We start from the raw sequence: 23,284 nt of genomic DNA, 5'->3' as shown, positions 1-23,284 counted from the left end.
CGATGGCGGCGTGTGATCTCATCGTCCGGCGGGGACGCGTTCCGGGGCACGAGGGCGTCGCGGACGTGGGGGTCCGGCGCGGGCGGATCGTCCAGATCGCCCCCACGATCCGCGGGAGGGCCCCGGTGGAGATCCCCGCCGACGGCCGGCTGGTCGCGCCGACGTTCGTGGAGCCCCACATCCACCTCGATAAGGTGCTGGTGAGCGAGCGAGTCCGGGCGAACCTGTCCGGGACGCTCGCCGAGGCGATCGAGATCATGTGGGAGGCCAAGCGCCGGTACACGGTCGAGGACGTGGCCCGCCGGGCCGGCCGCGTGATCGAGCTCGCGGTCACCCACGGGGTCACCGAGATCAGGACCCACGTCGACGTGGACCCGATCGGCGGGCTCACCCCTCTCCGCGGCGTCGCGGAGGCGCGCCGCCGATACCGGGACCTGTGCCGGATCCAGATCGTGGCGTTTCCGCAGGAAGGCATCGTGAAGAGCCCGGGGACCGATCGCCTGCTGGCGAGGGCGATGCGCGCGGGCGCGGAGGTGGTCGGCGGGATGCCGCACAACGAGGACACCCCCGCGGACTCGGTCCGCCACATCGACACGGCGTTTGCCCTGGCGCGCCGGTACCGGGCGGACATCGACATGCACGTCGACGAGACCGACGACCCCCAATCCCGGACGCTCGCGGAGCTTGCGGCGCGCACCCTCCGGCACCACTACGGGGGCCGCGTCACGGCGGGGCACATCTGCGCGCTCGCGGCGTACGACGACCCGTACGCCGCCAAGGTCATCAACCTAATGGCCCGCGCCGGGGTGAACGTGGTGACCAACCCCGCGACGAACCTGATGCTGCAGGGCCGGTTCGACCGGCAGCCGATCCGGCGGGGCGTGCCGCGGGTGAAGGAGCTGCTGGCCGCCGGCGTCGTCACCGCCTTTGGGCAGGACTGCGTCAAGGACACCTTCTATCCGAGCTGGGGGCAGGCGGATCCGCTGGAGGTGGGGCAGATCACCGCGCACGCCCTGCAGTTCACGCAGCCCGGCGAGGTCGAGACGTTGGCGGAGATGTGCACGGTGAGCGCCGCGCGCATCTTGGGGCTCCGCGACTACGGGGTGCGGGTGGGGGCGGTCGCCAGCCTGAACGTCATCGAGGCGCCGACGTTCGCCGAGGCGTTCCGCACGCGCGCGGCGCGTCGGTACGTGCTGTTTCGCGGGCGGGTCGTCGCCGAGACCGTGACGACGTCCACGCTCCATCGGGCCCGCTGATCGTGGATCCAATCCGGCCGAACCTCGAGGGAGGCGGCCGGGACCCCGCGGCGGGCCCGTAACTCGATCCCTCGTGCTCCGGAGCGAGACCGTCGAGGCGCAGCGTCGGCGGCAGGAGATCGTCGCGGTGAGGGGCAACAGCGGGGAGGGTCCCACAGGCCGGGTGAGGTCCGCATCGACGTGAGGAACGTCTTCCGAGCGGCAACCGCCGGCCGGCGCTTCGGCGAAGGGTTTGGAATGCATGCCGTCGCGTCGGGCGGCCCACGCTCGGCGGTTCGTGCGGGATGAGGACGGAACCGGCGGGCGCCTGCGCGTCCACGGATGGCAAAAGCGGCCCAAGAGGTGATCGAGGTGGCTGACGTCGTGTGGGTTGCGGCGCGCGCGGTGACCGTCGTGGCGCGGTCCATCCCGCGGGCTCGCCCGGAGGTCGACGCATGACGGCCGCGGATCTGCCCAGTGCGACCCAGGTGCCGCGATTTTCCGGGATCCGAACCTTCATGCGCTTGCCGTACTCGCCCGCCCCGGAAGCTTCCGCGGCGGATGTCGCCATTGTCGGCATCCCATTTGACACCGGCGCGAGCTTCAGGAGCGGCGCGCGGTTTGGGCCGTCGGCGATCCGGGACATCTCGGTCCTGCTCCGGCCGTCGAACCAGTTCCACGGGATCAACGCCCTGGAGCGCCTCCGCGTGGTCGACGGCGGTGACGTTGCGACCGTTCCGGGCGAGATTCTGCGGACCTATCAAAGCATCGACGACCGCTGGTCGGAGTTCGCCAAGGGCGGCCTCGTGCCGATCGGCCTCGGCGGCGACCACTCCGTCACGCTCGGCGAGCTCCGCGGGATGGTGCGGCGGCGGGGGGCGCCCGTGGCGCTCGTCCAATTCGACTCGCACTCCGACACCTGGGACAATTACTGGGGCGTCCGCTACACCCACGGCACGCCGTTCCGGCGGGCGTGCGAAGAGGGGCTGCTGGACACGGCGCATTCGATCCAGGTGGGGCTGCGCGGCAGCGAGTACGCCCCCGGCGATCTGGACGAGACCCGCGGGCTCGGCTTTCAGGTGGTGCTTATGCAGGATCTGCTCTCGATGTCGCCGGCCGATGTCGCCCGAGCGATCCGCGAGCGCGTGGCCGGCCGTCCGGCCTTCTTGAGCTTTGACATCGACTTCTTCGATCCGTCGTTCGCTCCCGGCACCGGGACGCCGGAGGCCGGCGGCCCCACCAGCATCTTCGGGCTTCACACCGTCCGGCAGCTCACCGGCATCCCCTTCGTCGGATTTGATGTGGTGGAAGTGCTGCCCGCGCACGACCCCTCCGCCATCACGGCGCTCCTGGCGGCGACTCTCGTCTTCGAATTTCTCGCCCTGATTGCCGTCGGCCGGGCCGGCGCGTGATCGGGAGGCCGGGGGAGGGCATCCCCCCAACGACGGCCGCTGGCGGTTGCGGCCGTTTGCTGCTGCTGTCATGATCCCGTCATCGCGCATGGGTATAATGCACCATGGACGGAAGAGGACGGCACTCGAATCCTCGATGCGTGCGATACGCAGAGGAACGGTTGAGCCCTCCGCGATCGCTAGGATTGTCGGGGATCGTGGAGAAGTTACCGGGCGCGGGACTTTCCGTCGACCGCCCGACGTAACGCTCGTATAGATCCCGATGGGATACCCTGAGGTGATCTTGGAGGTGGTCGCATGACGGCGTGGATACGGCGCAGGCAGTGGATGGTTCTGATCCTCGCGGTCGTCCTGGCCGTCGGTTCCATGGGGGTCGTCCGTCCTGCCGAGGCGGCCGACGGGTTGCTCGTCGTGGCCGCCCTCCGGGTGCTCCAGCGGGACTATGTCGATCCTGTGGACCCGGTGGTGGCTTTGAATGTCGCGATCGATATCCTGCGGCAGGGGACCCACCTGGACGCCGCCGCGCTCCCGGATATCCCGGTCGGTACGGCGCTGGCGAAGGCAGAGTCCGGGTTTGTGGCGGAGTTCCGGCAGGCGGCGGGGTCGGGGGCGGTGCCGGCGACGCCGCTGGCCTACGCGGCGACCCAGGCGATGCTTATGTCGCTGCACGACAGCCACACGTATTTCCTCCCCCCGCAGCAGTTCCAGGAGGGCCGTCAGCAATTGATTGGGGACCCGGGGATTACGGGGATCGGCGTCCGCATCTCGTCTCGAAAGGACGACAGCGGGACGGCGTGGATCTTCGTGGAGGATGTGCTGCCCGGGTCGCCGGCGGAGCGAGCGGGCCTCAAGCGGTTCGACCGAATCGTGCAAGCGGGAAGCACCCCCCTCAAGAACGTGGCCGCCGAGGAGGCGAGCACCGCGATTCGTGGCGCGATCGGCTCGACCGTGGATCTGGTGCTGCAGCGGGGAGATCAGGTGGTGAAGACCTCGGTGGTGCGCGCCCCGATCCCATCGATCCCCGCCTACGCGACGTTCATCTCGCCGGGGATCGCCTACGCGCGGCTGTTCCTCTTCTCCGCCGGATCCGGCGGGGTGCTGGGCGGGGCGTTGGAAGCCCTGGCCGCGCAGGGGCCGGTGCGGTCCATCATTCTCGATCTGCGGGGGGATCCCGGCGGGCTCGTCAGCGAAGCGGCGCGCGTGGGCGGACTGTTCCTGCCGCCCCGGACGGATCTGGCCCGCATCGCTGAACACGGCAGCGGCCCGAGCGTGCTTCGGACCCTGGGCGCTCCGTCGTTTCCCGAGACCCCGTTGGTCGTGCTGGTCGACCAGGGGAGTGCGTCCGCATCCGAGTTGTTGGCAGCGGCGCTGAAAGAGCACGGGCGGGCCACGATTATCGGCGAAAAGACGGCGGGGGCGTTGGGCGCGGCGATCGAGGTGGCGCTCCCCGAAGGGGGGATGTCCGTGACGGTCGCCCGGATCACCACCCCAGGCGGCGCGGAGGTCGAAAACGTCGGGGTCAGCCCCGACGCGGTGGCCACACTGACCGTTGCAGATATGGAGCGCGGCGAGGACCCGCAGCTGCAGGCGGCGCTGCGGACGGCAAGCGCCGAAGCCCTAAAACACGCCCCGTAACCCCCGCGATCTTGTGCTGCGGGTTACCGCCGCTGGGGGCACATGGCGCATCAGTGGTCAGCGTTTTAGCAGGTTGTCAGCCTCGATTACTCCGATGAAATATCGCCGGTGCCTCCGGCCTGATTTGCCCACGAGGTGCCGCGGCCGGCGTTCAGGTCTTGGCAGCGAACGTAACGTATCTCACGCGGTACTGCGCGGCGGAAACAGTGGGGGGCGGTTTCTTCTCGTTCTCAACCCCCCTAATTTCGTTTGCGAAACAAGCGCCTCCTACATCATGTGGTTTATCCGCCTTGCGGGGAATGGTGCCTTTCATCTTGTGCTCGGGCAAACTTGGCCCGGAGGCCTGCTAGATCGGCCAAATGGAGCACGGCAACGGTGTCGTTTGGCTTTACCGCCTTAAGTGCTTCGTAGGCTTGTTCATAGTTCGCCTCGGCCTCCTTATATCTTCCTCGCCATTTTGCCAGCCACCCAAGCTCGCAGCAGGTTGCCACGAGGTCTGGGATCATTCCCAACATGCGAGACTGCTGTTGGGCAGCCAGAATCTCCCTTTCCGCCTCCTCAATGTTTCCCGCATCTGCTGCGACCATCCCGAGGACGATCCGCGCCCGAGTTTCTGCTTCCGGCTGACCGATCTCCCGACTGCTAACGCTCGCCCGGTTTGCGTATTCCTCGGCTCGCACCAAATCCCCGCAGACGAAGTAGCACCGCGCTAGCTCGGTCAAAACCCGGCACTCGCCCGCTCTGTCCTTAAGCCGTTCCCTAATGGTGAGGGCTGCTCCGAAGTGTTCCAGTGCCTCTTGCGGGCGACCTCTTTCGAGGAGCAGGAGGCCCAGGTCACTTCGTACGTGCGCTGCCGCGCTACCTTCATCGCACTGCCGAAAGAGCACTAGTGCACGCTCGTACAACTCCAACGCACCTTTCCAATCACCATTCTTCGCGGAGATCTCGCCCAAAGCCGTTAGCACCTGTCCAGCCCATTGGGGCTGCGCCGGTTCGCTGAACAGATCACGCGCTCGCGTGAATGCCCATACTGCCTCCTCCATGCGCCCGAGACGCATGAGTGCGGTACCGAGATATAGGTGGATTTCGCCCTCCAGCAACGTCTCAGGCTCGCGCAACCTGGTCAGCACCACCAATGCTTCCTCGTGCAGCGTCACCGCCTGCAAGAAGTCGCTTTGGTGATATTCCACCAGGCCTAGCCCATACAGCGCCCGGCACTCAGTCAGAGGATCCTTTGTCATTCGTCCTGCTTTGAGCGCGTTGTCGAAGTACGGGCGCGCTTCGCAATGCCGTCCTGCGCCAAGCTCGGTCTCCCCAAGCCCCAGTTCCGCCCGTGCCTTCATCACTTCACTCCGGCACGCCGTTGCCAACTCGGCGAGCTCGCCGAATGCATCACGCGCAGAGTTGTACTCACCCCGGGCGAGCTCACCTTGCCCTTGGTTCTCAAGTAGAGCCAGGACCTTCTCCGACACGACGCTTTCGCCGTTAAGAAAGTAGGAGACGCGACGACCCAACCGCGCCGCTAGGCGCACTAGCGTCGCCGCTGACGGCCTGGTTCGGTCGTGCTCAAGCGAGCTAATGAATCCCTTAGTCAGCTCTGGGCCCCCCAACTCTTCTTGGGTCAGCCCTACTGCCTGCCGTGCCCGTTTGATTCGCTTCCCAAGGGTTGACATCGGAATAGGTGTCCCTCTACGTATATCTGCACTTTTGGGATGAGTGCCCTTATTTGGTCCCAGCATCCATCTAAGTGGAGGGGATGGCCGCCTGGTGTAGTTTAATCAGTACTGTCATGCCGGGCTAAATGCTGACTAACCAAACAACCCCGACTACTGCCCAGGCCCGTCTTGACCGAACGGCTTAAGCGGGGGAACACCTTCATGCGCGTGAATGCCCCCGATTCTAATTGACTGCCCCGGTCCATCCTGTCCTGCACTGACCGTTAGCGGAAAGTTCACGAGCAGCATTGTTGCCACAAAACACAGAATTGCGAATCCTCTGAACATTAATCACCTCCCAAAGGCCTCAGGCGGCCACGTTGCTGTTTTTGGAGACGCAGGTCAACTCCTCCCAAACAAATGCGCGCCGGAAGCCCGATCGCCTTCCTAATTAGTTCAGGCTGTTATTTGTCTGCCCGAACTCGACCCTTGCAGGCACCCAGATTTGTCGAATACTATAGACGTGATAACGAGACCGCCGCATGCGGGCAGCTAATGCGGATATGTTTTGTTTGTTGCTCGAATGGCGCTAGCTTGCGCCTGTCGATAGATGATCGCCTGGTGAAAGGGTTTGGCCCAGCCAATTGAAGGCTCAACGCACGGTCTTCCAGAGATCCACCAAAGACCCTCTATCCTACTCAAACGGAGTCCCCGAAGCGCAAAATATACAAAGTACATTGTCACCTTCTGCAAGGTGACTCCACATTGGATAGTCGAGAGGAATTGCTCATCACACATGGAAACACCTGACATCGAGGGCGGGGAAGGATCATATCTGGGTCCGATCCAGACCTCCGCCCTCCGAAATGAATAAAGGAGTCTGGGGAAATAGGGACCATGTTGGTTTATGTAGCCTTCCTTGTAGTCATGCTGGCGCTAATTGGGGCACTCTTGCATCCCTTTTTGACGTTCCTATACTTCATCCATCCCCGCACTCCCGATTGGCTAGTATTCTTGGATCGTGCAAAGATTTTCATTGCAGACTTCTTTTTCTGGGGTATTTTTAGTTTGCTGGCCATTAGTGTCGTTATAATTACAAAGTCGCGATTGATGAGAAAAGCTCAAGTCCTAAATCATAACCATCGGTGCGGGCAACCAATCGACGCTTGGGCCGAATCCGGTTCAACCCAAGTCGTAGTGGCGATGACTGCGTACGATGATGCACCATCCATTGGTGACGCAGTCCGAGATTTCAAAGTTCGTCCCGAGGTGGAAAAAGTTATAGTAATTGACAATAATAGCCGTGATAGAACGTCAGCCCAGGCCGAGGCTGCGGGCGCAAGCGTTGTCGAAGAGACCCGCCAAGGATATGGCTATGCCTGTATTAGGGGGCTTGAAGAAGCTCTAAAAGTCCCAGGTGTTGAGGTCATTGTCCTGACCGAGGGGGACGGGACCTTTTCAGCCGCCGATTTGCAGAAGTTTTTAGCTTATATCAATCAAGCAGACATGGTCATAGGGACCAGGGTTGTCCCTGGTTTGGCGGAGCAAGATTCTCAGATGGATCATTTCTTCATTTGGGGGAATGTTGTCATTAGTACCTTGTTGCGCCTCAGATTCTGGAACTCGCAGTTCCTGGGAGCGGCTCGCCTAAGCGACGTGGGTTGTACCTTCAGAGTGATCCGCCGGGGGGCACTCGAGCGGATTCTTCCCGATCTCGTTGTTGGAGGAAGTCATTTCTCGCTTCATATGATGCTCATTGCACTGGCTAGAAAGCTTGCTATCATCGAGATTCCAATTACTTTCCGCCGCCGAGTGGGACAGTCTAAGGGAGCAAGCCGTAGCATATTGCAGGGATTAATAGTAGGGTTCGCTATGATCTGGCACATTATGACATATATAACTCCGGGGCCCGCGCGTCTATCAAGTTCATCCGAAGAGGCACCTGAGCCAGAAATGGCGAGCAGGCCAAGTTGAGCTGTAAAAAACCCGGACTAAATCAGTCGCGTTGAAAATGCCAAAGGATCGGAGTTTAGCCGAACGGCGCTCCGCGCTTGTTTACAATCGTCCAGATTTTGCTTATGCACATCAGCTGCTACTCTGTATGCGATGGCCTATCAGCAAATTCGCAGGTTAGACCGCGAGATAGAAACCGCCTCCAAGGTACGAGTATAGTGTTGTTGCGTGCTAGAGCACCTCTTCGTATATCCTTGGCGGGTGGCGGTACTGATGTTTCCCCCTATCCAGAGCAACACGGGGGTTCGGTATTAAATGTCACCATTGCTAAGCATGCCTACGCATGTTTGGAGCCTGGAAGCGACAACTCCTTCCGGATGCATGATCTGGACGAAGCCTCAGTGGTTAGCGGAAACATCGGGAGCGGAATTGCATATTCCGGGACCCTCGACCTGGCGAAAGCGGTGGTTGTCAAGTTGGGGGTAAAACGGGGCTTCACTTTACTATCACATTCAGACGCCCTTTGGGGATCGGGCCTCGGATCATCTTCGGCCCACGTAGTGGCAGTTCTTGGGGTTTTCTCGCGATGGCTGCATTCTCATATGTCGCCGCATGAGCTTGCGGAGGCCGCGTACGAAATAGAACGCGTAGATCTCGGCAGGGAAGGGGGACGTCAAGATCAATATTCGGCAATATTCGGAGGGTTCAACTTTATGGAGTTTGGTGGCAGTGAGGTCGTGATCAACCCCCTTCGGATTAGGGAAGACATCGTGCATGAGCTTCACTATCGGTTGCTACTTTGTTTCGTCGGAAGAACCAGACTCTCATCTGAGATTCTGAGGGACCAGACCAGCCATTATATCTCAGGGGATGAGAACTTGATTGAGGCTTTGGCGCGAACAAAGGAACTCGCCCATGAAATGAAGCGCGCGTTGCTTCGGGGAAAGATTGATGAAATGGGCGAGATGCTGCATGCGGGGTGGGAACTGAAGAAGCGTTTTAGTGCACTGATCACGAGTCCGTGGATCGATGAGGTATATGAAGAAGCTCGCAAACACGGCGCGCTCGGCGGCAAGCTTCTTGGCGCGGGAGGCGGAGGTCATATGCTTTTCTTCTGCCCGAAGTCCGGCAAACATGAGCTAGCATCTCACCTAGCAAGGTTTGATTTGAACGTAATTCCTTTCTCGTTCGATCCGGATGGGTTGACTGTTTGGGAGGTTAACAATGGCCGGGATCCCCAATGATCCCCACGCTGATTCACTCGAAGAGCAGATTGCAGAGATATCTAGGATAGGGCGACACTTAACTGGGCGGATACAGGATCTTATGCGCATTGCTGTAGTCTGGGCTCAAGCTTTGGAGAGCGGCAACAAGATAATGTTCTGTGGTAATGGCGGGTCCGCCGCGACGTGCCAGCACCTTGCGGGGGAACTAGTTGGTCGTTTCCAAAAAGATCGCAAATCTCTCGCTGGTTTGTCCCTTACAGCGGATACATCAGTTATAACCGCTATTGCGAACGACTACGGTTACCGAAAAGTGTTTGCGCGGCAACTTGTTGCCCAGGGACGTCCGGGAGATATTCTTGTCGGCATCAGTACAAGTGGCGAGTCCAAAAATGTCGTTGCGGCATTTCAGAGGGCTAAGCAACTTTCGATTGTTCCGATGGCACTTACAGGCTTGCGAGGAAATCTAAGGAACTTGACGGATTATGCGATCTGTGTTCCTTCGAATAACACCCAGCGGATTCAAGAAGCGCATTTAATTGTGGGACATATTCTATGCGGGTTAGTGGAGGATATCATCGTTCGGGCGTCCTCGCAATCTATAGGGATCTCGGTAAGATAATGCGATTTCTTTTCCTTGTTGGTAGAGATTCAAGGCATCCGAGTGCTGGAGGGGGAGATATACAGGCCTGGGAATGGGCCAGATATGTGGCCGGTCACGGCCATGAAGCCACATACATTTGTTGCGGCCATCCGACTCTTCCTACTGCTGAACTGATTAGCGGGGTCATGGTACTTCGCATGGGACCGGGCTTTCTATTGCCATTCAAAGCATATAGATTCTATAAGCACCACCAGCTTGACATCGATCTCGTCTATGAAGATGTTATCGGAGGCGGGCGACTTCCCTATCTGTCCCCCCTCTATGTAAGGAAACCGATTGTGGCAGCATGGCATCAGCCAACAAGCGATTTGTTGATCGACAGCCACGGGCGACTCGCGGCCATTTTGTTGTCCTTCGTTGAGCGACTGGTTGCGAAGTTCTATCGGAGTACTTGGTTAAGAGCTCCATCTGAAGAGATACGCTCGCAATTGATTTGCGAATTGGGTCTTCCAATTGCACGAATCCGAGTAATTCCCGCCAGCATCCCCGAAGAATGGTTCACCAGTAAGCGCGTTGCCCACCCCGATGGACAATTGATCCTTTGTGTGAGTAACTTTCGACGGTACAAGGGCATTCACACTCTTATAAAGGCTCTTCCGCTTGTGAGAAAGCAGTGCGAAGATGTGCAACTTGTGATTGTAGGTCGAAGAATTGATTTGGCATACGAGAGAACCCTGCATCTTTTGGTCGACGAACTCGGTCTCGACCAATGTACTCGATTCCTGACGAACATTAATGAAGAAGAGAAGAGATCACTGCTATGCAAGAGCCGCCTGCTTGTCCTTCCTTCTCGCCGAGAAGGGTTCGGAGTTGTCGTGCTTGAGGCTAATGCATGTGGTGTTCCTGTTATTGCTAGTAGCGGGGTTCCTGAGAGCGTCGTTAAGGATGGTTGGAATGGACTCCGATATGTTTTTGGCGATGTCGACGGTTTGGCCACGAGTATTGTTCGGCTACTCCGATCTGATGAGTTGCATCATGAACTTTCCGACAACGGATTGGTATTTGCGAAACGCTTTGGGTGGGCCGAGGTTGGGCGCCAGTTCGAAAATTTGGCCAAATTGGCAAATCCTCTAGGTGAGGTTGGCAAGAGGTCATGACACAGGTGGGATCGGTGCGCGAGCTGGTGGCCAAAATCTGCTGGAAGCAAGGGGTTCGGCTTTTTCAACTAGGCAAGCGAGTGCGATTCCTTGGTCCTTTTCAACATGCGATGCTCGCAGCAACAAACAAGCTGTTACCGCCACCCTCCTACGAAATGCGGATCTCACTTCAAGACGGACTGGAGATGATGGTGCCACCGTGCCTTCCGCGAGCACGTACTTACGCCGCTGGCGTTTATGAAGAGGGAGTGACTGCTGTAGTCAGGAGTTTACTTTCGGAGGGCGACACATTCGTTGATGTGGGCGCGTTTTGTGGGTACTACACACTTCTAAGCTCGCGGTTAGTAGGGATGACAGGGCGTGTGTTTTCATTCGAACCCCTCCGATCAAACTATTGCTATCTGGTGCGCAATATTAGAGCGAATAGTTGTTGGAATGTTACCGCAGTCAATAAGGCGGCGTCCAGTGAGACAGGTTCTCGATATCTCACGATTCACGAAGAGCCAGATCACAACTGGCTATCGTCATCACCCCCCCAAGGGAAGTCCATTGAAATTGCGAGTCTTAGCCTTGATGATTTTTTTCGCTTGGAGGGATGGCCTCCTGTTAACGTCGTTAAAATAGATGTTGAGGGGAGTGAGACGGAAGTTCTAGAAGGGATGGTTGAGTTGAGCCGAAGGAATCCATCGATGCGGGCCATCATGGAGTTTGATCCAGCAAATCTTCGACGGGCGGGTGCAAGGCCATGTGATCTGGCACTGCAGCTAGTGAAGTTGGGTTTCCGAAGTGGGTCCGTTATTGAGAGAGGGATGACTCCCTTTGACGTTGCCAAGGGGATGCCTAGAATAATTGGTACCTACAACATTTTGTTCAGAAGAGACGAAGATTAGGAAAATGCTCTACGCAGCACGCTGCATGGATTGCAAGACCACAATTCGTAGCGGGTGAGAACGTTCCATGAAGATGCCCCGCTCAAACATCGACGCGTTTGCGACCTATGTTCCACGTTGTATCCTCAACACTCAACAGGCCCGGCAAGACACGCAACTTCGGACAGGCCTCACAGTCGTTCACCTTTCTCTTCTTTCACGACGTATCGGAGCGGGAAACCTCCGCGCCCGGGCCCTTTTACCTTCGCAACCTTCGCGAGGACCGATGGTTTGTCGACGATGAAGCCCATTTCTCAATCAGGAGACGGTCGAATCCTGGAGCGGAGTATATTTCTCGTTCTTGGAACTGTTGTGCTTAACGGGGTCAACTGGCTTTATCATGTCGCGATGAGCCGACTTCTCGGGCCAGTCGGCTACGGAGGATTAAGCGCACTCCTAGGATTGCTAGTCGTTCTCACCATTCCGGTAAACACGGTTCAGATGGGACTATCCGCCTTTGTTGCCCGCATCTACGGGAAAGGAGAGGGAGGCGTTCTCAGGGGGCTCCTGTATGAGAGTTTAAGGGGCGCTCTAATGATTGGAGTTCTTTCTCTAATTGTGGTTACGCTAATGAGTTATTGGATAGCGGGGGCTCTCAAGTTTGAATCGGTGGGGCCGGTAGTTCTTTCTGCCACGGCGCTAATTTCATGGGCCTCGTTGCCGGTCTTGCGAGGCATGCTGCAGGGGGCGAGACGCTTTGTAAGGCTTGCGGTGAGCTTAGCCGCGGAAGGTATATTCAAGTTTGTCGCAAGTGTGATCTTTGTTTCGCTTGGGTGGGGACTTAACGGTGCTGTTGCAGGAGTGAGCTTAGGGGCCCTCGCCGCTCTTGTGTTGACAATACTCGCCGCACCCGCGTGGTCGCCATTCGAGGAGGGGGAGCACATTCCACAACTGATCAATGTACTTAGATCGCTAGGGCCTTATGCTGTACTCACTAGTTGCTTTACTTTGTTGACACAACTCGATGTAGTGTTCGTCAGAATATTATTCCCTCCGTATGAAGCTGGATTGTATGCTGCTGCTTCAACGGGGAGCAAGGTTATTCTGTACCTAACAGCAGCGCTGCCTATGGTGCTGTTGCCGGAGATGGCCTCGCGGCACTCGATGAAAGAGGACGGCAGGATTATTCTGATGCGATGTCTAGTCTATGGTGGATCACTTGGGGGCATGACTGTTCTTCTTTACTTTATGGCACCTAACATGGTCACAAGGATCATGTTTGGGGACGGCTACGTAGGAGCATCTTCGATTCTCGGTCTTCTTGGGGTGGGCATGCTCGGATACGAGTTGGCGCTCCTGGGGATGTATTATCAGCTGGGGATAGAGAAGCGTGGGTTCCTTCGGCCGGTAGGAATCATGACCCTCGTGTTCCCAATTCTACTGCTCGTTTTTCGAGGTAGCATTCATGATATAGCGTACTTGATGGCAACGATGGGTATTTGCGCACTTATTATTGTGTCGTGGGGGATCTTCTTCCCGAGACAGCTTGTTGCGAAGAGTGGCTGAGAGGTCCCCCTACTCAAGCGCGCGCGGCATGGGTTTTGTCCCAGGACAGGTCGAATAATCGAACAAGGATTTGGCCGAGGACGGCAGGGTAGCTAAACTTCATGTTACATCCTCATATGACCCTTCTTATCAGGAGACTGAATAACCTGTATGCGCGTGTCGACGTAATGACATCAGAAGTAGCAAACTGCAAACACGCTCCTTGGGGGGGAACAATCCCCCTAGTTTCGGTACTTGTACTTAACTGGAGGGGCAGGCGATTTTTAAAGCCCTGTTTTGCCAGTCTCATCCGGGATGTATGTCCCCACGTGGAGCTGTTGCTTATTGACAACGGCAGCGATGATGGCTCTGTTGACTTAGTAAAGACGGAATTTCCTCAGGTACGCGTCATTAGCTATGACGTAAATCTCGGATTCAGTCGAGGCTACAATGCTGCGGTGCCGTTGGCAAGAGGGCGGTTCATGGTCTTCTTGAACAATGATACAGAAGTCAAAGAAGGATGGCTTTTCCCTCTGATAGATGCTCTCCGCGAGAGGCCGGACATTGGAATTGCAAGCAGCAAGTTAGTTTTCTTCGGGACTCATTTGCTTAATGGTGTCGGAGGTTATTTGAAACTCTGGACAGGTGGTGGTGAATTAGGATTTGGTGATGCTGAGGAGTCTTTCCCCGTCGGGGGGATCATTGAACCTTTCTACGGCTCGGGCGCAGCATTGGCTATTCGCCGAGAGTTGTTCGAACGAACTGGAGGCTTTGACGACGAGATGTTCGCCTACGGCGAGGATTTAGATCTTTCTTGGAGAGTGCGATTGGCTGGATATCATGTAAAATGCATTCCTGGGTCTGTTGTATATCATCATTTCTCGTCGACATTGGGCGGGGTTAATCCGGCAAAATTCAAAATGGGTGTCCAACATTATATTCGAGCGATGCTCAAATGCTTGTCTTATCACAATCTTTTGCACGCTCTCCCGATATATTTGGTCTTTGCGCTGATTAAGGGTGGAATGCTGTCCTTGTTGACCCGCAATCAGGAGTACCTAATTAATGTATTCATTGCTTTTCGCTGTATTGCGTATAATGTCGGCGAGATATGCCAAAAACGTAATGCGACGCAGAGGCTTCGTGTCGTCTCAGACCGCAGAGTATTTGCAAGTGACGGCTTCGGGCTCTTTGATGCACCATGGCATTTCTTCCGATTGTGGCGAATACTCGGGAGTGTCAGGAGAACTAAAATTTGCAGAAAGGTAGAGAGATGACAGGTAGCAATTCTGGGGTAGGAGAGCCTATTTGCGCCTTTCCCATGGGAAATTAAGGACCTTAATAGGGAAGGCCGCATATTGCGCCGTGCCAATTATTGCGTTATGCATGCTCTGTCTCATACTGACGCCGGTAGGCATGTGGAGCCGTCCGGATATTGAAGCGATCTACAAAGGGTTCGATCCTAATCTAGTGTATGAGGTTCAGAAGGCCGGCAATTTCCAAGATGGAATAGTTGAAGTCTCACAAAACCACCTCAAACTCATATCAGTACCGACTTCGCACCCAACCGTACATTTGGTTAGTTCCGAACTGAATTACCGAGCCGCAATGAATGTTCGAGTCCTTGATAGTCAACCTGGGACAGTACCACTCGAAATCAGAATATGGAGCCCAAGGAAGGAAGCCGGCTACTCCATCACGTTCGAATCATCTCCCCAAAACCTTATCACAGCACAGGTCATGCTGAGAGATACAATTTTAGATCGGACTGTTCTGGGGACGTACCAACTTCGCTCAGCCTACCATGTTGAGCTCTCTGTTGATAGGGAGCGCGGGACGATTCAAGGTCAGATCCGACCTCTGGGAAGACCTTCGCCCGGGAGCAACATGGTTTTGCTCGTGGGTGGACCGGACGAGGCGAACCACCAGGAACTCTATTCAAGGTTTATGCAAGTGGAAGGCGGGAAAAACTACATATTCGGCGGGCAAGTTAGGCGGGTTTCCGGCCCTGGTTGGTACAAGATTGTTGTTGATTGGCTTGACAATAAGGGCGAGAGAATAGGTCACGCAAACGAGTGGCAACCTCCAACAGAATTGGGAAAGTGGACCCCAAAAAGGTTTCTTGCGACAGCACCAAATGCTGCCACTTTCGCTCAAATCATCCTCGGTGCCGGTAGTGAACAGAGTCAGTATATGATGACAGATCTTTTCTTGAAAAAACCACCTGTTTTGAATCTAAATCTCCTCTCGAACGGTGATTTTGAAAAGGGGTTTGAGAACTGGAAAATAATTGGCGGTAAAAGCGAAAGCATAGGAAAGGTCTTCCTTCTTCCAACGGTGATTGCGACTGGGATCACCACAATGAGAGCCCCAGATCTCTTTCTTAAGTTGCCGTTGGCCCTCACCTTGGCTGGGTCATCTAAGAATGGATTGGCTATTGCTCAGATCGAAGATTACAGTCTTACAGTGCCATCTCAAATCTGGCCCGCAATGAGAGTGCAAGATCGCCGGGCTACGGCAACTGTCATGGTACTTCTTGTGCTGGGCTGCTTCGCAACAATTGTCGCAACAGTCCTGCGTCTGCGTACCCTGACGAGGAAACTAACCCTTCTATCACGGAATGGATGGTCGATGGGTAAGCAAACATTGTTAGGGCCATGGCCCATTTTGGTTGGTTTCGGTAGCATCGTGGCCGCATACATATTGATCAACGCGTTGCTGTTTCCATTGGGATATCATGCATATGATCTTATCGGTGAAAAGATCTGGGCATACGTGGGAACACGATACGGCTTAACTAGTGTCTACCAAATCTCAAGCCTGGTGACGCCGGCTGATGCCTGGGGAGGGGTCCCTTTCGCCCCTTCGGATTTTCCCTATGGCCCCTTGATGGCTTACATATTTACAGGTATTGGTTGGATTTATCGACTCTTCCTTGCAGATCCATCAGGACTTCGTCTAGGCACCTTCCAATTGGATGTTCTTATAAAAACTTCCAATGTCATAGCTGGTCTCGCCGATTCGTTCTTAATCTACCTCATTTTGTCCCGCTGCGGCATGAGTCGGCGGTCGAGCTTACTATCAACATCTCTCTTCCTATTCAATCCTGCGGTGTGGTTGGTGATGTCTGTTTGGGGCGAGACACACACAATTAGCCTTTTATTCGTACTTTTAGCCATTTGGTTTGGTGAAACAAACCGACAAGTGGCCGCTTGGTTGGCAATTGCGATGACCAGTTTTACCAGGTTGCAATTGCTCATTCCCGCTCTTCTATTGAGTCTAATCTTCTTGCGCAAATTCCCCCTAAAAATCAATGTCTACGCTATTTCGTGGAGCATTATTCTGGGTTTTTTGATTCTAGCCCCCTTCACCCTAGCTCTTGGGCCCTCGGCGCCATTGAACATCATACTCCAAGGCATGAGGACGCAAAATCCTACTGATCCGCGTGTCGGAGCCTACTTCTATGCATCTCTGCAAGCCCTGAATCTTTGGCCGCTTGTAAGCAGGTTCACGGGAGGTTTCTCAAGTTCCGGGCGGTTTTTCTTCCCATCAACAAACCTCCTGGTCGGCCACTTAACGTACGTTCAGGTTAGTGACATACTTTTCTTACTTGTGTTTCTCTCCATTTGTTTCGGCATCATACGGAGTCGCCGCATCTTAATAGAGGGCAGATACCTTACCTTGGTGGCCATAGGCATTCTTGCCCTACTATTACTGCGGACCGGTATTGCAGATCACTACTTCGTATTGGCCTTACCGTTTATAGTGGTAGCCCGAGTGTCGCTCAACCGGTGGGCATACTACTCAATAATCATCACCCTGACGCTCACAACGTTCGTATCCTGTTTTGGCGACTTGGGCATAGCGTCATCACAGGTTGGGTTCTTGATGCCAGCGCTCTACTACCAGAATAACATGCTGACTCGATTCTTCATTGGTTTGATTAACTCCGATTGGTTCATAACCGTCGGCAGCCTCGTCAATCTGTTAGCGCTTGTATGGTTGGTTGTCGAAGGGACACGATCATTTTTGTTCCCCGTGCTTCGCGGGTCTTGAGGGCGAGAGCATAAGCCTGCACTTTAAGACGACTTGTTCGATGGGGCACCTAAACCGCCCTTGTGGTTCTGGCGGAATGCGCTTGACACCCGTTGGTGAATAACACTCCCTAAAATTGCGGCAGAGTGCCAAATAGGAACGGCTGGTTAGTTGGTACATACCACCCAACCCCAATGGACCAGCCTTCCGATACTTTGTTATAGGAAAATGTATATTCCCTTACAGGGCCAGAATACCCAGGGACAGCTATATTGAATTGTGTTGCGAATGTTAGGGTTACCTTCGGGGTGAGCATATCGGTAAACTGTGCCCACGCAAAGTTATCGTAGTTTACAGAATCGTATACTAAGGGGCTTACACCAAATCCTTCCTGGTGGACATACGATAGACCAATTGCTATCGAAGGGGAGAGTGGCATGTTGGTACTTAACGCGCTTAGCCAGTAGCTTGAGCTTTTTCCCGTCCCATAAAAATAATCCCCTAACTGGTAAATTGCCGACAGTGTTATTCGTGATATGTGGATCGGTTGGGTGGAAATGGTCAGTACTGTACCTGTGCGCGATGTCTGTGCTTCCAGAGGTAGAACAGTGGCGAACCACCCGGCGGAAAAGTCTATGGTTGGGATGATGAACGACTTGGGAGAAACCGGCTCCCATAGAAGATTAGCTTCAGGTAGCCGATTCACTTCATAATCTCCCAGGTGCTCGCGTTGGCTTCCGGTTACCGATAAGTGCCACTCCGGGCTAAGAGGAGTGTCGTAAGTGAGGACGATGAACGGATTGGTGGCTTCTTCAAGTTGAGTCCAACGCCAGCCGAGTTGCAGGGTCCATCTACTAGATGGACATCTAATCCCTCCTTCAGCATAGAAACCTAGCACGGTGCTATAGCCGCCATTGATGAGAGGGTGGATTTTCGAACATAGACCACCGGGGTCTGCTGCCCGAGCAGGCGTTATTAGGGTCAGGAGCAGTACTGCTAAAAGCAGAAAACCGGGAATCCTACTCCACCTGATACTCACGGTGCACCCCTCGTACAGGCTTGGCCGAAATGGGAACACTGGATGATAGAGGGCCTGAGAGAGCCACTTTTTGAATTGCGCATGTTATCCACGATGCACTGACCCAGACGGTTCGATATGGGTGTTGATATTTCCGCCTAAGGAACTGCCGAAATGTTTTCTGAGGCAGGGCCAAAATTAGATGTCCGCGGCATTTCAAACTTAGACGAGCAGGACCCTTTAAGCCAAGCTCGAAGTGAGGTTCCCGGGATTCCGTTAAGATAGTTTTGGACCCACTATGCGTACTGAACCTCCTGAGATTCTGTATCGGCTATTGGGAGTCATAGAGAAACTTCGACTCCTTAGATTAACGTACAGGCTTTACTTATTGTTAGAACAGTATGCCCCACATAATCTTTGGCGCACTATTCGTCGAGACAAAATTGCACCAGACGGCATCCTTTTCCCGCCACCGCGGCTTCGCACCACTGTTGCGGGCAAGAGTGACCCATCATGGTGGTTCGGGAGTGGCGAGCTTTCAGCAAGAGACATCTTAGGTACACTTGCGGAGAACGGGTTCTATATAGGTAGTGGTTGGAAAGTCCTGGACTTTGGATGCGGAGCCGGACGTGTGATCCGGCATCTTTGGTCGGTTGCACGAGCGGACCTGTATGGTACAGATTCAAATCCAATGTTGGTCGACTGGTGTGACAGAGTCCTCAAGTTTGCACAATTCACACTCTCCCAGCCTACGCCGCCTTTAATGTACCCAGCCTCATACTTCGATGTGATTTATGCGATATCTGTTCTGACTCATCTGCCAGAAGAGGACCAACTGTCTTGGATGCGTGAATTTTCAAGAGTGTTAAGACCTGGTGGTCTCCTTTTAATTACCACCCATGGTGAATGCTATCTTGGGCGACTAAATGGGGAAGATAAGAAGCGCTTCATGGATGGCAAGATGGTTATAAGACGCCCGGCGTATGCCGGGAGCAATCTTTGCACAGCGTTCCATCCAGAGGAATATGTCCGACACACACTGTCTAAGGGCTTTGAGATGATTGACTGGGTTTCCGGCGGCGCGAAAGGCACTCCTCGCCAAGATATTTTCCTTTTGCGTGAAAACCACACGCAGCTCTAAGCCTTCGTTCAATGATGCCTAGGCTCTGGGTCATTCCTGTTTCCGAGCAATGTCAATCCCTAGACAGATGCTCTGATATGAGCGCATCGACGTGGAAGTTGACCATGGTGTTCCCTGGGGCGTTTGGCTTCGAACCCACTAGGTTCGACGCATTAGTTACGCAATCTCCGCCGCCAACATAGCGCAGATCGAGGAATACCTGGACTAGGCCTGTTCGACTGGTCGTTGCGGTTCTCACTGGGGCTCCGCGGAATCCCACCATGTATCCTAAGGGCGACCCCGCTAGCCTATAGAAAACCCTTCAATCCGTCTTCGAAGGTCCTCATCTTATAGAAGATATTCAACTTGCTCATCATCATAGAATATCGGGGGCGAGGAGCGCGGAGGGCGGAGAATTTTTCAAAAGTAATCGGCGTGATGCGTGCGCCATCAAAATCGAATTTCGTGGCAATCAACTTCCCGGCCGCATAAGGAGACAAGCTCTGCGCCCCGGTGATGTGCACGATCCCAGGCGAGAAGTGGCGAATCACCTGCTCCGTGGCATAGGCGATGTCATCGATAAATGTGGGGGTGATGATAGAATCAGTCACCAGTTGCAACTCACTTCCCTGCTCAAGGAGGGCTCGAATCCGTCGCACGAAGTCCTTCTTTTTTGGAAAGGCGGCTCGGTACGGGTACGAAATCCGAACGATCATAGCCGTGCCGTGCACGATCTGCTCGCCTTCGTATTTCGACCTGCCGTAACACCCTAGGGGGTTCGGGATGGAGTCTTCGTCATAGGGAGGCGCCGTGCCATCGAAGACGAAGTCCGTGGAAAAATAGATGAGCTTTCTGTCCCTTCGAGTGACCGCACGATAGATATGGTCCGTGCCGCGCACATTGATCTCGTAGGCTCGATCTTGGTGCGTCTCGGCCCCTTCGACGTCCGTATACGCGGCCAGGTGTAAGAGGTACTCGAATTCGGTGGCCCCAATGACCTGATCGACCTGGCGCTTGTTCGTGATATCGAGCATGTCATGTCCCAAAGGGAGGAACTCGAAGCGATCGCCGAGGAGCTCGACAATCCGCGATCCCACCAGCCCGGTCGCGCCGGTGATCGCTACCCGGATCATGTGGGGCGGCGCGGCCGATACTGCTTCGTGTAGTAGTCCTGATATTCGCCCGACTTTACCCGGTTCCACCACGGCTCGTTCTGTCTGAACCAGTCGATCGTCTTAGCCAGGGCCTCGTTGAGATCGTAGCGAGGGGTCCAGCCCAGTTGGTCGCGGGTGGCGCTCCAGTCAATGGCGTAGCGTCGATCGTGGCCGGGGCGATCTTCCACGTACTGAATCGCCCCCTCATCCTTGCCCATCACCACCAGGATCTTCTTCACGATCTCGAGGTTTGAGACGTCCTCGGTGAGCCCCCCGATCAGGTAGGTCTGACCGACGACGCCGTCGCGCAGGATGAGATCGATCGCCCGACAGTGGTCCTCCACGTACAGCCAGTCCCGTACGTGCAGTCCATCGCCGTAGAGGGGGATTTTCTTTTCCTCGAGCGCGTTCGTAATCGTCAGGGGGATGAGCTTTTCCGGAAACTGGTATGGGCCGAAGTTGTTGGAGCAGTTGGAGATGGTGATTGGCAGGCCGTATGTGACGGCGCAGGCCCGAACCAGGTGATCGGCTGCGGCCTTCGAAGCAGCGTATGGATTTCGGGGATCGTAGCGGGAGCGGTCGGTGAATCGCTCCTGCGTGCCGAGCGGTAGTGCCCCAAACACCTCGTCGGTCGAGATGTGATGAAAGCGCTTGATCTTGTTCCGGAGGGCCGCCTCCAGGAGGATCGCCGTACCTGTGATGTTCGTCTGTATGAACGGTGCGGGGTTCAGGATGGACCGATCGACGTGAGACTCGGCGGCGAAGTGGACGACGACGTCGGCGTCGTGCATCAGCGAATCGACCATCGCTCCGTCGCACACGTCGCCCTGCACAAACCGGTACCGTGGATGGCGCTCCACGAGCTCCAGGTTCTCCAGGTTGCCGGCGTAGGTGAGCTTGTCCAGGTTGACGATGTGGTCGTCGGGGTGGTGGCGCACCCAATAATGGATAAAGTTCGATCCGATGAACCCCGCCCCACCGGTCACGAGAAGTTTCATCTTAGTACTGTTAGCATACCAGACTTTGTGGGATGTGACCTCGGCCGCGCCACGACGGTGGCGCCGTGCCGCGCGCGGTGATGATTGGGCGGGTGGGAAACGCTCACCGGGCCATTCACAGAATCGTGACAGTCGAGGAGTAGATATATTGGCAGGCCTTTCCGAGGATGGAAACCGAAGAGGAGTGAGGTAGATGCGCCAGCACCTGCGGCCCGGCAGGCTAATCTCGGCCATTGTCGCGGTGGTTGCGTGGGGGGCCGCGATGCCGACCTCCGCCGCCTCGGCCGGCCCCGCAACGATGGTCGAGGGGACGATCGTGGCGGTAAACGGAAGCGGCCTCAGGCTCGCACCCGCAGGCGGCGGGGAGAGGGTCGTCGAGGTTGGACCGGACTCGCTGATCCTCGCCAGGCAGGCGGCAACGCTCGGGGAGATCACCCCCGGTGCCGCCTTAGGGATCGCGGCGAAGCGGGAGGCGGACGGCTCGCTGTCGGCCACCTCGATCAACATCTTTTCCCCGGAGCTCTGGAACCGGGTGACGAAGGGCCAGTTCCCGATGCGGTCCGGAGACGTGATGACCAATGCGGTCGTCATGCAGTATGCGGACCGCGTCGAGGGGCACACTTTATACATGAAGTACAATGACGGATCCGCCGCTATCAATGTTCCGGCCGCGACAGAGATTCACCGTCTGGTCACGCTGCGGTTGGGGGATCTCAAGCCGGGGATGCGGATCAGCGTTCGGGGGACGGGCAATACGGACGGGAGCATCAGGGCGTCGACGATCGTCTTTAACCGGCCCGGCCAAGCTTAACCCCCCGGCCGAGAGCCGCAGGTTCTCAGCGTAGGCAAGGGTACCGTGTAGGCCTATCGAAGCTTAGAGGGGCGGATAGTGTTCGAGGTCGGCACCGAGGAGCGTGGGATGATTCGGAGGATCGTAGCGGCTGTGGCGTTCATGACCCTTTTCGTAGGATTCGGCGGGGTACTTTCGCAGGGTCCGCCGGCGTTCGCCGATGTGACGTCCCCGGCCGGCACGGTGGGGGGGACGATCATCATCTTCTCACCCGTGAATGCGCCTCCCGTGGGTTTGTCGTCCCAGTCGATCTTGGTGCCGAAATGGCCGGGTGTCCAGGTCTTTCAGGCCCCGGGCGCTAATATCCCGACACCGGCCCTTCCAAGTATTCTAGTGCTCACGCCGACGCCCGCTACCGGCTCGCTCGTTGTACCCCTGCGTGTGCCACAGGTTACGGGAGGAGGGCCCCCGCTTCTGCAGCTGCAGTTGGTGATCCCCGGACCAAATCCGGCGCAAAATACCACGGTCAATCTGGCGCAACTCCTAAACTCGCTCCTCGCCTCCACGCAGTCCGCCAGCACCCCGGGGGCTCCAATGGCCGTCTCTGGATCGATTCCCGCAACCGTCCTCGCAACCTCATCGAGGTGATGGTGGGGGAAGAGTTAGCCTCCAAATTCGATCGGATAGAGCGTAATTGCTCCCGTCTCGAACTGGAGGCGCCGCACTATGGAGCTTCGGGGATCCCCTGGGGGTTCGTGGTCTCGGAGCCCCGCCCACCTTACAGCCGCGCCAAACAGCCGCCCCAACTTAGCGTGAGGTAGTAGTGTCTAATCTGTCGGCCTCCTCATTTCGAGCCCCCCATGGTGTCGTCTTGTCATCTG

Annotated in this window: 16 protein-coding genes; 12 read left to right on the top strand and 4 right to left on the bottom strand. The window is 56.3% G+C overall.

The genetic code is table 11. The features are described 5' to 3' along the window. Positions 1-2 precede the first annotated feature (2 nt). The 3 genes from VKV57_08925 (at position 3) to VKV57_08915 (ending at position 4,282) form a co-directional block, all read left to right on the top strand. A complete protein-coding gene (locus VKV57_08925; protein HLW60033.1) occupies positions 3-1,256 on the top strand; it encodes an amidohydrolase family protein in 1,254 nt (417 codons plus the stop codon). A gap of 434 nt (positions 1,257-1,690) precedes the next feature. After that, on the top strand, positions 1,691-2,647 hold the full coding sequence (gene speB, locus VKV57_08920; protein HLW60032.1) for an agmatinase: 957 nt from the start codon (positions 1,691-1,693) through the stop codon (positions 2,645-2,647). A 297-nt stretch (positions 2,648-2,944) separates the two neighbouring features. Beyond that, a complete protein-coding gene (locus tag VKV57_08915) occupies positions 2,945-4,282 on the top strand; it encodes a S41 family peptidase (GenBank protein HLW60031.1) in 1,338 nt (445 codons plus the stop codon). A gap of 281 nt (positions 4,283-4,563) precedes the next feature. Here VKV57_08915 and VKV57_08910 read toward each other — a convergent pair whose 3' ends face one another. After that, entirely contained in the window at positions 4,564-5,754 is a 1,191-nt protein-coding gene (locus tag VKV57_08910; protein ID HLW60030.1) for a tetratricopeptide repeat protein, read from the bottom strand. 1,080 nt (positions 5,755-6,834) lie between these two features. On the opposite strand from VKV57_08910, the gene VKV57_08905 reads away from it, so the two are divergent. From VKV57_08905 to VKV57_08875, 7 genes are all read left to right on the top strand, one after another. Continuing rightward, complete coding sequence (locus VKV57_08905; protein HLW60029.1) at positions 6,835-7,911, top strand: glycosyltransferase family 2 protein; 1,077 nt, start codon at positions 6,835-6,837, stop codon at positions 7,909-7,911. A gap of 692 nt (positions 7,912-8,603) precedes the next feature. Next, a complete protein-coding gene (locus VKV57_08900; protein ID HLW60028.1) occupies positions 8,604-9,134 on the top strand; it encodes a hypothetical protein in 531 nt (176 codons plus the stop codon). Further along, the gene (locus VKV57_08895) at positions 9,115-9,735 is read left to right on the top strand and encodes an SIS domain-containing protein (protein ID HLW60027.1); all 621 of its coding nucleotides are present in this window, start codon (positions 9,115-9,117) and stop codon (positions 9,733-9,735) included. Before VKV57_08900 ends, VKV57_08895 begins: the two co-directional genes overlap by 20 nt. Continuing rightward, positions 9,735-10,874, top strand: coding sequence for a glycosyltransferase family 4 protein (locus VKV57_08890; GenBank protein ID HLW60026.1), 1,140 nt, complete (start codon positions 9,735-9,737; stop codon positions 10,872-10,874). Before VKV57_08895 ends, VKV57_08890 begins: the two co-directional genes overlap by 1 nt. A gap of 1,169 nt (positions 10,875-12,043) precedes the next feature. After that, positions 12,044-13,309 (top strand): oligosaccharide flippase family protein, encoded by a 1,266-nt coding sequence (locus VKV57_08885; protein HLW60025.1) that lies wholly within the window; start codon positions 12,044-12,046, stop codon positions 13,307-13,309. A 101-nt stretch (positions 13,310-13,410) separates the two neighbouring features. Further along, positions 13,411-14,565 (top strand): glycosyltransferase family 2 protein, encoded by a 1,155-nt coding sequence (locus tag VKV57_08880; protein ID HLW60024.1) that lies wholly within the window; start codon positions 13,411-13,413, stop codon positions 14,563-14,565. Positions 14,566-14,674: 109 nt separating this feature from the next. Next, positions 14,675-17,344, top strand: a complete 2,670-nt coding sequence (locus VKV57_08875) for a hypothetical protein (protein HLW60023.1) — start codon at positions 14,675-14,677, stop codon at positions 17,342-17,344. A gap of 109 nt (positions 17,345-17,453) precedes the next feature. Here VKV57_08875 and VKV57_08870 read toward each other — a convergent pair whose 3' ends face one another. After that, a complete protein-coding gene (locus VKV57_08870) occupies positions 17,454-18,362 on the bottom strand; it encodes a hypothetical protein (protein ID HLW60022.1) in 909 nt (302 codons plus the stop codon). 277 nt (positions 18,363-18,639) lie between these two features. Between VKV57_08870 and VKV57_08865 the strand changes: the two genes are divergently transcribed. Next, positions 18,640-19,482 (top strand): class I SAM-dependent methyltransferase, encoded by an 843-nt coding sequence (locus VKV57_08865; protein ID HLW60021.1) that lies wholly within the window; start codon positions 18,640-18,642, stop codon positions 19,480-19,482. Between the two features lie 287 nt (positions 19,483-19,769). Here the strand turns inward: VKV57_08865 and VKV57_08860 are convergent, their stop codons facing one another. After that, entirely contained in the window at positions 19,770-20,594 is an 825-nt protein-coding gene (locus VKV57_08860) for a sugar nucleotide-binding protein (GenBank protein ID HLW60020.1), read from the bottom strand. After that, on the bottom strand, positions 20,591-21,613 hold the full coding sequence (gene rfbB, locus VKV57_08855; protein ID HLW60019.1) for a dTDP-glucose 4,6-dehydratase: 1,023 nt from the start codon (positions 21,611-21,613) through the stop codon (positions 20,591-20,593). The genes VKV57_08860 and rfbB overlap by 4 nt, the downstream gene beginning before the upstream one ends. 193 nt (positions 21,614-21,806) lie before the next feature. Here rfbB and VKV57_08850 point away from each other — a divergent pair, with 193 nt between their 5' ends. Continuing rightward, complete coding sequence (locus VKV57_08850; protein HLW60018.1) at positions 21,807-22,424, top strand: DUF5666 domain-containing protein; 618 nt, start codon at positions 21,807-21,809, stop codon at positions 22,422-22,424. The last annotated feature ends 860 nt before the right edge of the window (positions 22,425-23,284 follow it).

This window comes from bacterium (assembly GCA_035307765.1).
Classification (GTDB): Bacteria; Sysuimicrobiota; Sysuimicrobiia; order Sysuimicrobiales; family Segetimicrobiaceae; genus Segetimicrobium.
Note: the sequence above shows the minus strand (reverse complement) of the source record. Positions and strands in the feature narration are given on the sequence as shown.

Excerpts from the sequence above, each read along its gene's own strand:
- VKV57_08925 (HLW60033.1), top strand. The coding sequence starts at position 3 with ATGGCGGCGTGTGATCTCATCGTCCGGCGGGGACGCGTTCCGGGGCAC.
- speB (HLW60032.1), top strand. The coding sequence starts at position 1,691 with ATGACGGCCGCGGATCTGCCCAGTGCGACCCAGGTGCCGCGATTTTCC.
- VKV57_08915 (HLW60031.1), top strand. The coding sequence starts at position 2,945 with ATGACGGCGTGGATACGGCGCAGGCAGTGGATGGTTCTGATCCTCGCG.
- VKV57_08905 (HLW60029.1), top strand. The coding sequence starts at position 6,835 with ATGTTGGTTTATGTAGCCTTCCTTGTAGTCATGCTGGCGCTAATTGGG.
- VKV57_08900 (HLW60028.1), top strand. The coding sequence starts at position 8,604 with ATGGAGTTTGGTGGCAGTGAGGTCGTGATCAACCCCCTTCGGATTAGG.
- VKV57_08895 (HLW60027.1), top strand. The coding sequence starts at position 9,115 with ATGGCCGGGATCCCCAATGATCCCCACGCTGATTCACTCGAAGAGCAG.
- VKV57_08890 (HLW60026.1), top strand. The coding sequence starts at position 9,735 with ATGCGATTTCTTTTCCTTGTTGGTAGAGATTCAAGGCATCCGAGTGCT.
- VKV57_08885 (HLW60025.1), top strand. The coding sequence starts at position 12,044 with ATGAAGCCCATTTCTCAATCAGGAGACGGTCGAATCCTGGAGCGGAGT.
- VKV57_08880 (HLW60024.1), top strand. The coding sequence starts at position 13,411 with ATGTTACATCCTCATATGACCCTTCTTATCAGGAGACTGAATAACCTG.
- VKV57_08875 (HLW60023.1), top strand. The coding sequence starts at position 14,675 with ATGCTCTGTCTCATACTGACGCCGGTAGGCATGTGGAGCCGTCCGGAT.
- VKV57_08865 (HLW60021.1), top strand. The coding sequence starts at position 18,640 with ATGCGTACTGAACCTCCTGAGATTCTGTATCGGCTATTGGGAGTCATA.
- VKV57_08860 (HLW60020.1), bottom strand. The coding sequence starts at position 20,594 with ATGATCCGGGTAGCGATCACCGGCGCGACCGGGCTGGTGGGATCGCGG.
- rfbB (HLW60019.1), bottom strand. The coding sequence starts at position 21,613 with ATGAAACTTCTCGTGACCGGTGGGGCGGGGTTCATCGGATCGAACTTT.
- VKV57_08850 (HLW60018.1), top strand. The coding sequence starts at position 21,807 with ATGCGCCAGCACCTGCGGCCCGGCAGGCTAATCTCGGCCATTGTCGCG.